This window comes from Burkholderia mayonis (assembly GCF_001523745.2).
GTDB classification, from domain to species: domain Bacteria; phylum Pseudomonadota; class Gammaproteobacteria; order Burkholderiales; family Burkholderiaceae; genus Burkholderia; species Burkholderia mayonis.
The window spans coordinates 2,445,997-2,457,747 of record NZ_CP013386.1 but is presented as its reverse complement, the minus strand read 5'-3'; the positions used below and the strand labels follow the sequence as shown (position 1 = coordinate 2,457,747).

General features: G+C 60.8%; 10 protein-coding genes and 1 tRNA gene. 9 read left to right on the top strand and 2 right to left on the bottom strand.

The window, feature by feature from the left end; all coding sequences use genetic code 11:
• Window positions 1–63: 63 nt before the first annotated feature.
• Both WS70_RS11795 and WS70_RS11790 read right to left on the bottom strand, forming a co-directional pair.
• On the bottom strand, window positions 64–765 hold the full coding sequence (locus WS70_RS11795; RefSeq protein ID WP_059473177.1) for a peptidoglycan DD-metalloendopeptidase family protein: 702 nt from the start codon (window positions 763–765) through the stop codon (window positions 64–66).
• 205 nt (window positions 766–970) lie between these two features.
• Window positions 971–1,879 (bottom strand): aldose epimerase family protein, encoded by a 909-nt coding sequence (locus WS70_RS11790; protein WP_059473178.1) that lies wholly within the window; start codon window positions 1,877–1,879, stop codon window positions 971–973.
• Between the two features lie 549 nt (window positions 1,880–2,428).
• Between WS70_RS11790 and WS70_RS11785 the strand changes: the two genes are divergently transcribed.
• From WS70_RS11785 to WS70_RS11750, 9 genes are all read left to right on the top strand, one after another.
• Window positions 2,429–3,259 carry an undecaprenyl-diphosphate phosphatase gene (locus WS70_RS11785; RefSeq protein WP_059473179.1) on the top strand — a complete coding sequence of 277 codons (831 nt, stop codon included), beginning with the start codon at window positions 2,429–2,431 and terminating at the stop codon, window positions 3,257–3,259.
• Window positions 3,260–3,424: 165 nt separating this feature from the next.
• Window positions 3,425–3,501: transfer RNA gene (locus WS70_RS11780), tRNA-Arg, on the top strand.
• Between the two features lie 343 nt (window positions 3,502–3,844).
• Window positions 3,845–4,396: a hypothetical protein gene (locus WS70_RS11775; protein WP_159082892.1), complete on the top strand. Its 552-nt coding sequence runs from the start codon at window positions 3,845–3,847 to the stop codon at window positions 4,394–4,396.
• Window positions 4,397–5,181: 785 nt separating this feature from the next.
• Window positions 5,182–6,681, top strand: a complete 1,500-nt coding sequence (gene istA / locus WS70_RS11770) for an IS21 family transposase (protein WP_108033939.1) — start codon at window positions 5,182–5,184, stop codon at window positions 6,679–6,681.
• A complete protein-coding gene (gene istB / locus WS70_RS11765; RefSeq protein WP_108033932.1) occupies window positions 6,668–7,441 on the top strand; it encodes an IS21-like element helper ATPase IstB in 774 nt (257 codons plus the stop codon). Before istA ends, istB begins: the two co-directional genes overlap by 14 nt.
• Window positions 7,438–7,653: a hypothetical protein gene (locus tag WS70_RS11760; RefSeq protein ID WP_059472649.1), complete on the top strand. Its 216-nt coding sequence runs from the start codon at window positions 7,438–7,440 to the stop codon at window positions 7,651–7,653. Before istB ends, WS70_RS11760 begins: the two co-directional genes overlap by 4 nt.
• 665 nt (window positions 7,654–8,318) lie before the next feature.
• Entirely contained in the window at window positions 8,319–8,657 is a 339-nt protein-coding gene (locus WS70_RS31510; protein ID WP_154234485.1) for a MerR family transcriptional regulator, read from the top strand.
• Window positions 8,658–8,735: 78 nt separating this feature from the next.
• The gene (locus WS70_RS11755; protein ID WP_226382750.1) at window positions 8,736–9,983 is read left to right on the top strand and encodes a DUF3987 domain-containing protein; all 1,248 of its coding nucleotides are present in this window, start codon (window positions 8,736–8,738) and stop codon (window positions 9,981–9,983) included.
• 259 nt (window positions 9,984–10,242) lie between these two features.
• Window positions 10,243–11,451 (top strand): DUF3296 domain-containing protein, encoded by a 1,209-nt coding sequence (locus WS70_RS11750; protein WP_159082891.1) that lies wholly within the window; start codon window positions 10,243–10,245, stop codon window positions 11,449–11,451.
• The last annotated feature ends 300 nt before the right edge of the window (window positions 11,452–11,751 follow it).

Below are 11,751 nucleotides of genomic sequence, written 5' to 3'. Positions count from 1 at the left end.
ATCGCCCGGCTCGCGCCGGAACGCGTATGACGCGCCGTGCCGTGCGCGCCGCTTCGCGCTGCGTCAGCGCGACGGCAGGTAGCGCGACGGATCGATCGAGCGGCCGCCGTAGCGCAGCTCGAAATGCAGCGCGACACGGTCGTTGTCGGTGTCACCCATCTCCGCGATTTTCTGTCCCTGCGCAACCGTCTGGCCTTCCTTCGCGAGCAGCGTGCGGTTATGTGCGTACGTCGTCAGGAAATCGGCGTTGTGCTTGACGATCAGCAGATTGCCGTAGCCGCGCAGACCGTTGCCCGCATAGACGACCGTACCGGCTGCTGCCGCGACGATGGGCGTGCCCGCCGTGTTCGCGATGTCGATGCCCTTCGACTTCGAGCCGTCGAATGAGCGGATCACGTTGCCGGCGGCGGGCCACACGAGCGATATGCTCGACGCGGGCTTCACGGAGGGCGGCGGCGAGGCAGTGGGCGACGACGGCGCCGGGCGGCTCGGGCTGCGCGAGGCGCTCGTCGTGCCCGATGTCGAAGCGGAGCCCGGCGGCGGCGCGATGCGCAGCACCTGGCCGACTTCGATTGCGTCGGGATTCGTGATCTGGTTCCAGCGGATGATGTTCGCGATCGACTGGCGATTCGCGCGCGCGATCTGGGAGAGCGTGTCGCCGCGCTCGACCCGGTAGAAACCGGGGCCGACGGGCGCCGAGCCGCACGCGGCGAGCAGCGCGGCAAGCGATGCGACGACGAGCCGTCTCGTGGTTTTCAGCAACATTGAACCTCGCAAAGCACCGCCGCGACGGTGCGCGGCGGCGGATACAAAAACATCTGATTTTAACGGGTTCGGCGGCGGGCTCGTCGTTTTGGGGTGTTTGGACGTCGGTGGCGGGTGTTCGGAAGGGTTGGCACGCGGGCGGAGCGGGCCCGCGCGGCAGCCGTTCGAGCAGGCTGCCGCGCCCGGTCGAGCGTGGTGCGCGGCGTTACGCGATCGGCGTCACGCGGATGCGCAGCGCTGCGGTTTCGGTTGCGCCCGGCGCGACGTGACGTAGGCCGAGGCCGTTGTGGATCGCGTCCGGCAGGCCAAGCCACGGCTCGACGCAATAGAAATCCGATCCCGGCGCTTCGGTCCACGTCGTCACCGCGTACCACGGCACCGAGCCTGGGCGGTTCAGGTCGATCTCGATTGCGTGGCGGCGGCCGGGCATCAGTACGCGCACCGGCTCGGCGGGCACGCCGTCGAGGCAGTGGAAGCGGTCGAGGATGCTCGGATCATCGAGCGTGTAGCGCGGCAGGCCGGCCTCGGGCGCGCTGATCGAGCCGTCGTCCAGTTGACGGCGTCGCTGCGTCGGCGGCAATTCGAGCACCGTCGACGCGCGTTCGGCATGCGGCAACGCGAAATAGAAATGATGGCCCGCATAGTGCGGCAGCGGCGTGTCGCCGAGATTGGTCGTGGTCAACTCGACGTCGAGCGTGCGCGCGTCGACGAGCCGATAGCGCGCGGTGAAGCGGAATTCGAACGGAAAGCCGGCGCGCGTCCGGTCGCTGCTTTCGAGCGTCAGCGCGACACCGCGGCCATCGGCGTCGACTTGCGCGTCGAACGGCAGGTCGCGCGCAAAGCCATGCATCGGCAATTCGCGGACGATGCCTGCACCGTCGCGCCAGAAGCCGATCCGCCCATCGACGCGGTGGCGGCCGAGAAACGGGAACAGCAGCGGATTGCCGCCGCGGATCTTCGCGGGGAGGGAACGGTCGGCGGATTCCGGCCAGAAGACGACGCTCGCGCCGTCGATGCTCCACGACAGGAGTCGTCCGCCCACTTGGGGCGCGATGCGCGCGAGCGACGCGCCGTCGATGAGTTCGAGGATGTCCTGATTCTGGAAAGAAGGCATGATGGCAGGCGTCGGCGTTCGCTAGGGTAGGGCCGCCAAGGATAGCGGAATCGCCGCGGGCTTGGGTGCGCGGGGCGGTGCAGCGGGTCACGCGCGGACAGCTAAGGGAAATCGCGCATGCGGGAAATCGAGAATGTCAAAAGTGGCAATCTGTAAGGACAATGACGCAAACCGGTCATTCTTAAAGCGCCGGATCTGTACCTAATAAGGAGCGAACATGGATCTGGCAACTGCAATGGCCCTCACGCTGTTCGGCATGTTCACCGGCAGCACCGTGCTGTTCTTCTACAAAGTCGGCCGCTGATTCGCCGCTTTTCGCTCCCAGAGCATTGTTGCAATCTGCGGCGATGCGCTCTCGTCCAAGCTTTCAATCGCATTAAAAGTGTATCTGGCTGTTAGCCAGATGCCCGATTCGCGCCAAACGCCTTGGCGCGGTCATTCTCGCTCGGCATAATCGGGGCGCGGTTTTTTCGGGCGGCGCAGCGATCTGCACGACGCCGTTCCCGTCAGTTCTCCTCGCTTAACCCTCTCCGATAAAAGGACCGACGCGTGAGCCTCTGGTTTCTGGTATTTCTGAGCGTCCTGCAGGGCGTCACCGAACTCTTTCCTGTCAGCAGCTTGGGGCACACGCTCCTCGTGCCCGCGCTTGTCGGCATGCACATCGACAAGCATGCGCCGCAATTGCTGCCCTTCCTCGTTGCACTGCACCTCGGCACCGCGTTCGCGCTGCTGTGGTATTTCCGCGAGCGCTGGGTCGCGCTGATCGCCGGCTTTTTCGCGTCGCTGAACGGACGCAAGAATGACGAGGGCCATCTGATGTGGGCGCTCATCGTCGGCACGATTCCGGCTGGGCTCGTCGGGCTGCTGCTCGAAAAGCGCATTGAGCGGGTGTTCCACGATTTGCGTATCGTCGCGATCGCGCTGATCGTCAACGGCATCCTGCTGTGGCTCGGCGACCGCATCCAGCGTGCGCGCGCACATCGTCCCCCCGAGAAGCTGACGTTCAAGCAGGCGTTTTTCGTCGGCCTCGCACAGATCGGTGCGCTAATTCCAGGCTTTTCGCGCAGCGGTCTGACGATGATCGCCGGCAACGCGGCGGGGCTCACGGCGGAGAAGGCGGCGGAGTTCTCGTTTCTGCTTGGCACGCCGATCATCTTCGCGGCGGGGCTGCTCGAATTGCCGAAGCTTTTCCACGCGCCGGATCAACTTGCCGACGCGTTGCTGGGCGGCGTGTTGACCGCGATCGCTGCGTATCTGAGCGTGCGGTTCCTGATGCGTTATTTCGAAGGGCGCGGGCGGCTTGCGTCGTTCGGCTTGTACTGCGTGCTCGCGGGCCTTTTCTGCCTCGGCTGGTTCATATTCCACACGCAGCCGGTTTGATGCGATTGGCGTTTCCGATCGCTTCCAGGAGGCGATCGGGTATAATTGCCGGCTCGGTTTTTGCCGGGCTTGCCGTGGGATGCTTGTCATGGCCGTCGGAACATTTCGGCAGCCTCCCGCAGCGCTGAAATGTGCGGCGCTTGCCGCCACTTTCCTCCTCCTCGACCGCCCTTAGCTCAGTCGGATAGAGCAACGGCCTTCTAAGCCGTAGGTCACACGTTCGAATCGTGTAGGGCGGGCCAATGAAATCAGTACCTTGGCTGAAATTTTCGAATTTCCCATCCTCTGTTGGCATGCTCGTGTAGGCGACGTGTAGGTATTTGTGGTCAACCTGGATCGCAACCAATCCATGTGAACCGGCTGCTCTCACGTACAGGCGCTTGCAATGCCGAGCGCGGTTGCGCGACAAGATCGAGGCGTGGATGCTGGAGCAGGCGGGTATCGAGTTCCATGTGACCGAGACTCTGGCTGTAGGCGGGCGGTAGCTGAACGTAGCTCGTCTCATTGTTGGTTTGGCACACGTAAAATCCGTGGGTGACGGTGCCGACCCGGCGCCGTCAGTTATTCCAATGCGACGACGGGGCCATGACAGATACAAAATCGCAACAAGAACGCATTGCTGCCGCTAGAGCAGAGGCAGGTGAGCGGAAGAGGATGGGGGAGCGAGAGTCTTTCTATCGCAATTTTCTGTCTTTATCCGAAACGATACAGATGGTTGCCAACTGCATCCAAATTTCGGATGACGAGCTCGACCTGGTTGTACTGCCGGACAGCGAGCTGGGGGATGTTGCCGCTTTTGAGGCAAGGGTTGCTGCAACTTCTCTCAAACAGCTATTTCGAACCTCGCGAGCAGCCGACATACTTGGCTTGAACATTGCCAACACACCGGCAGGTCACCGCTTGCGCTGGTTCGACGTGACGACTGCACGAGGGGAAACCTATTGGCAGAGCGCTGCGGCACGCGACGAAGGGCTGGCGCTTTTGGCTGACATGGCGAAATGGGAGTCCTCGGCTCGCGAAGCGCAACGTCGCCAAGCCATGTTCAATAGTTCACGCTGGTCGGCCCATGAGCCTGCGTCTGCCCCCCGGTTCCGCGATCTGCCGACGACTCCGCGGATTCGGTTGATCGGGTTGTGAACGCCGGTCCAAATCCGACACTAAACGACGGCGTTCTGGAATTGAGCGTTTGAAGTGGCCGTGCTTGGAAGATGATGTTTGCGGGGTAGCGACGCTGCGGATGCCTGACGCTTTGCGCGTCGGAGGGAGCCCGTAGGGCGAGTGCAGACGCGCAAAGCGCGTTGAGGGATGACGGCGCGGATCGGTTGCGGTAGAAAGGCACACCGCCGAAGAAACAACCGGCGCGACACCGGTCAAACCGCCAAGTTCACCCCGGGGTCGCGCCACACTGGACACAGGTGCGGGGCCACGGGGCCAAGCACAGGGACACGTGCAGCCGCAGTATTCCACGGCTGGGCGGACCCTGTCGATATCGACCTGCCATCGGCGTTCCACGGGGACCGCCGATGCTGCCCACGGGCCGCTTCTTCCTGTGCGCCCGCTGCCGGGCGCAGGTGTTCATTTGCCGCCGCTGCGATCGAGGCCAGATCTATTGCGCCGGCGGCTGTGCGCAAGCGGCCCGGCGCGCGAGCTTGCGCGAAGCGGCTCAGCGTTACCAGAGTTCTCGCCGCGGGCGTCTTGCCCATGCGCAGCGCGCCCGTCGTTATCGAGCGCGACACAATAAAGTGACGCATCACGGTTCACCTGCGACGGGGCCCAGTGCTCTACTGCCAGCGGACTCGATGCGCGCCGCTGTCACTCACAGTCGTGTCGCGGCATCGGCGCCGGCGACAACGCATTGCCATCGATGCGGCTGCGCCTGTTCGCCATTCGTGCGCCTTGGCCCGTTCGAGGAGGCTCTAAAGGTGACGATTGACGCTGAACTCGAAGCCCATATCCTGCGGCTCTACCACGTCGAGAAGTGGCGCTGCGGCACGATCGCGCAGCAATTGCACGTGCATCGCGGCACCGTCAAACGGGTGCTCGCACAAGCTGGTCTGCCGCGTCATGGACCGGCGCCGCGGCCTTCGATGATCGAGCCATACCTGCCATTCATTCGCCAAACGCTGGAGAAGTATCCCACGCTCACCGCCAGCCGCCTTTACGGCATGGTGCGCGAGCGCGGCTATCAGGGCCGGCCCACGCACTTCCGACATCTGATCTCTCTGCACCGGCCACGCCCGCCTGCCGAAGCGTACCTGCGGCTGCGCACGTTGCCCGGCGAACAGATGCAATGCGACTGGGGGCACTTCGGTCACTTGCATATCGGCCGTGCGCGCCGGCCCTTGATGGCCTTCGTGATGGTGCTCTCGTACTCGCGCGAACTGTATCTGCGCTTTTTCCTCGATGCGCGTATGGAGAACTTCCTGCGCGGCCATATCGGCGCCTTCACGCGCTGGGGCGGCCTCGGTAGGGTCGTCCTCTACGACAACCTGAAGAGCGCCGTCCTTGAACGCCAGGGCGACGCCATTCGTTTCCACCCGACGCTGCTCGCCTTCGCCGCACACTATCGGTTCGAACCCAGACCCGTAGCCATCGCGCGTGGTAACGAGAAGGGCCGCGTGGAGCGCGCCATTCGTCACGTCCGCGACGCGTTCTTCGCGGCCAGACAGTTCGCCGATCTGGATGACCTGAATGCGCAAGCCGAACACTGGTGCCGCACGCAGGCGGCGGATCGCCCGTGCCCGGAGGATCGCATGATCAGTGTGCGCCAGGCGTTCGCCCAGGAGCAGCCTACGCTGCTTGCGCTACCGGAGAATCCCTATCCCGTCGAGGAAACGCTCGCCGTCAAAGTCGGCAAGACGCCCTATGTACGCTTCGATCTGAACGACTACTCGATCCCGCACACGCACGTGCGGCGCACGCTCACGGTACGGGCCGATCTCGAGCAGGTACGCGTGCTGGACGGTGCCGAGATCCTTGCGCGCCACGCTCGCAGTTACGACCGCGGCGCGCAAATCGAAGAGCCCGTTCACATCGAGACACTGGTCGGCGTCAAACGCGAGGCCCGTCATCATCGCGGCATGGATCGCTTGGCCAAGGCTGCCCCCGCCAGTCAGGATCTGCTGCGCCGCGCGGCTGAACGCAATGCGAATCTGGGCACCATCACGGCGGCGCTGCTGCGGCTGCTCGAACGCTACGGCGCTGCGCAATTGCAGGCCGCGATCGGCGATGCGCTACAAAGCGGCGTGCCGCACCCGAACGCCGTGCGCCTGGCGCTGGAGCGCCGCCGCGAAGCGCTTGAACTGCCACCACCGCTTGCCGTGTGTCTGCCGCCACACGTACGCCAGAAGGACACGCCGGTCCAACCCCACCGGCTCGATACCTACGATCAACTTGCCGGAGGCACGGATGAGCTCGCTTGAATCATTGCGCACACGCGCGCAGGAATTGCGTTTGCACGGGCTGCTGGCCCACTGGCCCGAGGTTGCGCTGCAGCCGTGGGTCGCGCCGCTCGTGCAGTGGGAAGAAGACGAGCGAGCCCGTCGCTCGCTCGAGCGGCGCATCAAGGAATCACATCTGGGCGGCTTCAAAGCCTTGTGCGACTTCGACTGGGGTTGGCCGTCACGGTGTGATCGCGGTGCCATCGAAGAACTGATGACGCTCGGGTTCATGAAGGACGCCGCCAACGTCGTGCTCATCGGCCCCAACGGCGTGGGCAAGTCGACGCTGGCGAAGAACGTCGCGCATCAGGCGCTCGTGCATGGGCACACGGTGCTGTTCACCACCGCCGGCAATATGCTGGGCGAACTGGCTGCGCTCGATAGCGATTCAACGCTGCGCCGGCGCTTGCGTCGCTATGCTGCGCCCGACGTCCTTGTGATCGATGAGGTCGGATATCTCTCCTACTCGAATCGCCACGCCGATCTGCTGTTCGAGTTGATCAGCCGGAGATACCAGAACAACAGCACCATCGTGACATCGAATCGACCGTTTGCAGAATGGTCAGAAGTGTTCCCGAACGCCGCCTGCGTCGTGTCGCTCGTCGATCGCCTTGTGCATCTCGCCGAGGTCATCTCGATCGAAGGCGAATCGTACCGCCTGAAGGAAGCCCGCGAGCGGGCCGACAAGCGCGCCCGGCAGCGTGGCCCGAGCAAATCGGCCAAAGGAGGCGAGTCATCATGACAGCCGTGCCATTGCCCTCAGGCCTCACGCGCGGCTTGAACTTCGTCGTGCCCGACGACTGGACGCCCGAGCAGGCGCTCGCCGTGTTCGAACTGCTCGACGACTTGCGCGAACTCATCTGCGCACGCTATCTGCCCGACATGCAGCGTGTCCTTCGTGGCGATCGTCGGCAACGTGAACTGCCGCTCACCGAGCACGACCCGCCGTTCTGATCGGCGACATTCAAAACAAAGGGGCCCGCGTGGCCCCTTTGTCGTTGACTGTTTCGCTCAACCTTGTGCCGTCGTTTAACGGCGCTTTTACACCGGCGCTAACACGGGTTCGATCCGGACGAACTAATTGATTTCCTGTTGACGCGACAAATCCCCAACACCCTAGTAGCGGCGCTTCCGTTCTCCGAGGTGCGGGAATCTGCTCCGGCTCAGATTCCCACGTCGGCGGTATCTCGTGCAGAGAGACGTCCAAAATTTCGTGGCCCGCTAGCCGCGACTCTCGCGATGGCTTGGCAAATTGCTCATGACCGTGATAGTCCGCATTCCATGCTGCATGCGCTTGTTGAGCTTGCGCAGAGGAAGCCGCCACCGAGACCGCTCCACTCAGCTACGGACGATGGCCAGGAAGTTAAATGGGTGAATGATGAGGGCGAGATTCAAATTTTCACGATCAAGGACATGCAGAGCCGGATGCGTGTAATCCGCAAGACAAATACATAAACTGACGTAACTCGACGTAAGGCTGTCTGTCTGTCCGCATCTCGCTAAAGTTGGCTCCAAGCTGTTCGTATTGATCTAGGTTGATCCTGATCGAAGAAGGTTGATCAGGATCTCCAGGTTCATGCGACGCGAAACCCCACGTTTCACTTTGCTAGGAGCGATAGATGCATCAGAACGCTATCAAGACCGCGACGAATCCTGATCGCCGCCAGTCCATTAATGAGCTGCCGTGTCCGGTTCTCAACCACGCCTGCAACTGTTCCGCCGACGTCGAATCTGTCCATTCCGGGAGCGGTACCGCTGCCCACACTTTCCCCCCTTCGAACGGGCGCGAATACTTCACGACTGAAGAGGCTGCAGATTTCCTTGGCCTCCGTCCTCAGACGCTGCGCAAGGCGTATTCCAACTATGGCCGCTATTTATCCGTCGTGCCACGAAAATCAGCTAACCGGCGTTTGTATTGGAGGGCTGACTTGGTCCGTGCACTGATCGAGGGGGCTTAAATGTGCGCGCGATACAACCGCGGCTTCCATCTGCCAATTAACCCCGAGCGCTTTCCGACTGAGGCTCTCGGAACGAGAATGCGAAGCCTCTACGATTCTCTCGTCGACACGATTAGGATCCCGTCAATCGTCGTTGGACCGATCGTCGTGCATGCCGGTATCGCATATGCGAATCCAGTCGCGAATATGTCCTCACCACGCGGTCGAGACGGTCCGTTCGGTATCAACACGATGTTGAGCGCGGTGTCAGGTTGTGGTAAGACCGAGGCAAAAAACGCGGCGTTCGGTGAAATGTTCGAATTTCAGCGTGAGCAACTCGCGAACGCGGTCGACGGAGAAATCTGCATCGACAGTCACGTGATCCACAACGCATCGATGCCGGCGATCGTCAAGCGCGTCTCGAAGTATCCGGTTGCGAATGAGATCGACGACGAATTTGCATCGTCCCGAACCGGTTCGATGACCCGTGACGCTAATACGCGCGTCCAGTTGTTTGACGGGCAGACATTCTCCGTCGATCGCGCGACGACGGGACGCTACATTCTTCACGATCCGCGATTTACGAGCCTTGTGTTGACTCAGCCGCATGTACGCATCGCGTTCGACGAGCGGCATGCAAAACGCCTACGAGCATTAGGGCTTGCGACGCGCACACAGTTCGCTGAATACGCAGGCGAGCCGGTCGCACTCGATCTTGTCCCAGTTGATTCGCGCATCTGGGATGAAAACTGTCGACGTCTTCTTAACCTGTGGGTCGAAATCATGTGTGGACGAGCGCGGCGAGGGCTCGTTAAGTTTCAGCCAGATGCTATTCGACTCCTGAAAGAGATTGCCGAAGGCTACCGAGTGCGTGGGCTACGTGGCGGTGATCTGGAGGATCTTGTGGAGCACGCTGCTCGTCAGACCGAAAACATCGCGCGGTTGGCCGCCGGAATGCATGTGTTCGAGGATGTTCCCGGTGATGTATCGGCAGAAGAGTTGGAGCAAGCAGAGGCAATTGGTTTGTGGTTCACGGAGCACTACAAGCGCCGTTTTCAGCCGAAGCCAACTATGCCACGGGAGTTCGAAGAAGCCGACTGCCTTGTGCAATGGTTGCATGGGTTTGTGTACCGAACTCGGCAACTGACCATCAAACGTTGCGATTTACTTGCGTACGCACCGGACATGGGATTGAGTAGGGCTGCAGCAGTGCGAGCCTTGACGGTGATTTGTTCGTCCGGCTATGCCCGAATCTCTCCGGGCAAGACAGCATGGATTGAGCTTAATCCTGCCTACTTTCACACGCAATCGTTTGTGAATCCTTGGTCTTTTCGTACGTTGATCTGATCGACTCTGCCCCAGTCCCTGCCCCTTGTACCAGAGGGGTGAGGTAGGAAGTAACGCGAGCCAGTTCGTAGTCGAGGTGAGGATAGTGAATAAATTAGATAGAACTGCAAAGTAAGAAATTCTAAATATCGACAAAATTTCCGTGCGATTGATCGCGCCAAGCAAGCATGTTCGTAGCCACCAACTGGTGGCTACGCGTAACTAATAACGGGTGCCATAACGGATGTGGATGGCAGCGAATAAATAACAGGTGAACGATATGGCAGCAAAAGAAGATTGGTTTCAAGCAGGCCGGATCAAGGATCTGGTTGATGATTCCCGTGATGTCAACAGGTCAGCTAACAGCGTGTGGGGTGACCACGGCAGTGAAATTCTGCTTGGCCGAAACTTAGGGGCGCTGGTGTTCGCGGTGAGGTTCATGGATGGAGTGATCCGGACAAAAGACGTGGCTTTCAAGATTCAAGCCCGCAAAGGCCGGAAAGTGGCGGTGGCGTCGTCCCCCCTCGCGAGGGGGTTCGACCTTTTGGGGGCAATGGTTCGTGTGTACTCGCGCGGCTTTCATTTCTCGCCTCAGTTGAGGCTGCTTTTCGACTGCTTCGCGACGCACGAGATTCGTCGCTGTCTTCGAAGAAATCGAAACCTTCCTTTCGATAAAGACCGTATAGAGGCAGAGGTGTTCGAGGAGTTCATCGCGTTTCTGCGCGAAGAGGGGGCTCGTATCGGCATCGTCAGCCAGATGAACGATTGGGAAAACGCTAGTAACGGAAACGAGAAGAGTGTGTTGAACTATATTGGCGCGCTGTTTAGCCGCAATAGTTCGATCGTTCCTGTGGAAATGCAGTTGTTCTACAAGAAATCTTGCGTCGACGAGTTGAGGTTGCATGAAGTCGCAGAAATGGTAGCCAAAGAAGAGGCCGATGACATGGCGTGCCTGTATCGTCGTGAAGATACAGTCGATGCCTTGCCGGAGGCGCTGAGGCAACATGACGTGACTGAGGTGATTGGGGACCGTGATCGTCTCTTTCGCAACATGCGCTCGAAGCGGTCAATCTTCGGGAACATGGTGGGTTATGTATGGCGGCTTGATTGCTCCTATACCGGGTACTACCTGCGTGTTGTGTTTTTGTTCGATGGTTCGCTGGCAGCAGCAGGTGGCGCGTTGGGGGAACACATCGGCCAATACTGGGTTGACGGGATCACGGACGGTCGAGGTCAGTTCCGCAACATGAGCAGTACATCGCGGAAATTTTCGGGGGATGCTGACTTGATCAGCAAGATCAATCACGATGATGCGGAAAAACGAGAGGCGCTGACGCGCTTTTTATGCCGCTTGGCTCGACGTGACCGGTATGTGTGCGTGCAACCGTTGTCGGGCTTTAAGCGCTTCGGCACAGGTCGCGCGCAGATGGTGGCGCCTGCGGTACCCCAGGGCAAGGCACGAACCAAGACACTGAAGAAGTCGGAATAAGGCTTCTCGCTCGCAAGGTGGCGAGCGATGGGGCATATCGGAGATAGCTCTTGGGTCATATCAGAGTTAGCTCTTTTCCTTACCTGGCAACGACCTCCCGAGAGTCTCATTGGCCTTGCCCGCTTTCTGCATTTCCGCCCGAGTGACGAAACGGTCCCAAGCACGGTGTTCGCATCGGCCGCTGCAAGGTGGTTAGCTCACGTGGTAGCTGCGTCAACGAGGCGTAGCCGTATCGTCAATGAATAGTCCATGCCTCGGGTGCAGGCCGTTTATCGTGCGGGGCACCCGGGCGATTCTTGT

What these genes read in the sequence shown, in the direction of transcription:
- WS70_RS31510 (WP_154234485.1), top strand. Translation starts at nt 8,319, where the DNA reads ATGCATCAGAACGCTATCAAGACCGCGACGAATCCTGATCGCCGCCAG.
- WS70_RS11755 (WP_226382750.1), top strand. Translation starts at nt 8,736, where the DNA reads ATGCGAAGCCTCTACGATTCTCTCGTCGACACGATTAGGATCCCGTCA.
- WS70_RS11750 (WP_159082891.1), top strand. Translation starts at nt 10,243, where the DNA reads ATGGCAGCAAAAGAAGATTGGTTTCAAGCAGGCCGGATCAAGGATCTG.
- istB (WP_108033932.1), top strand. Translation starts at nt 6,668, where the DNA reads ATGAGCTCGCTTGAATCATTGCGCACACGCGCGCAGGAATTGCGTTTG.
- WS70_RS11775 (WP_159082892.1), top strand. Translation starts at nt 3,845, where the DNA reads ATGACAGATACAAAATCGCAACAAGAACGCATTGCTGCCGCTAGAGCA.
- WS70_RS11795 (WP_059473177.1), bottom strand. Translation starts at nt 765, where the DNA reads ATGTTGCTGAAAACCACGAGACGGCTCGTCGTCGCATCGCTTGCCGCG.
- WS70_RS11790 (WP_059473178.1), bottom strand. Translation starts at nt 1,879, where the DNA reads ATGCCTTCTTTCCAGAATCAGGACATCCTCGAACTCATCGACGGCGCG.
- WS70_RS11760 (WP_059472649.1), top strand. Translation starts at nt 7,438, where the DNA reads ATGACAGCCGTGCCATTGCCCTCAGGCCTCACGCGCGGCTTGAACTTC.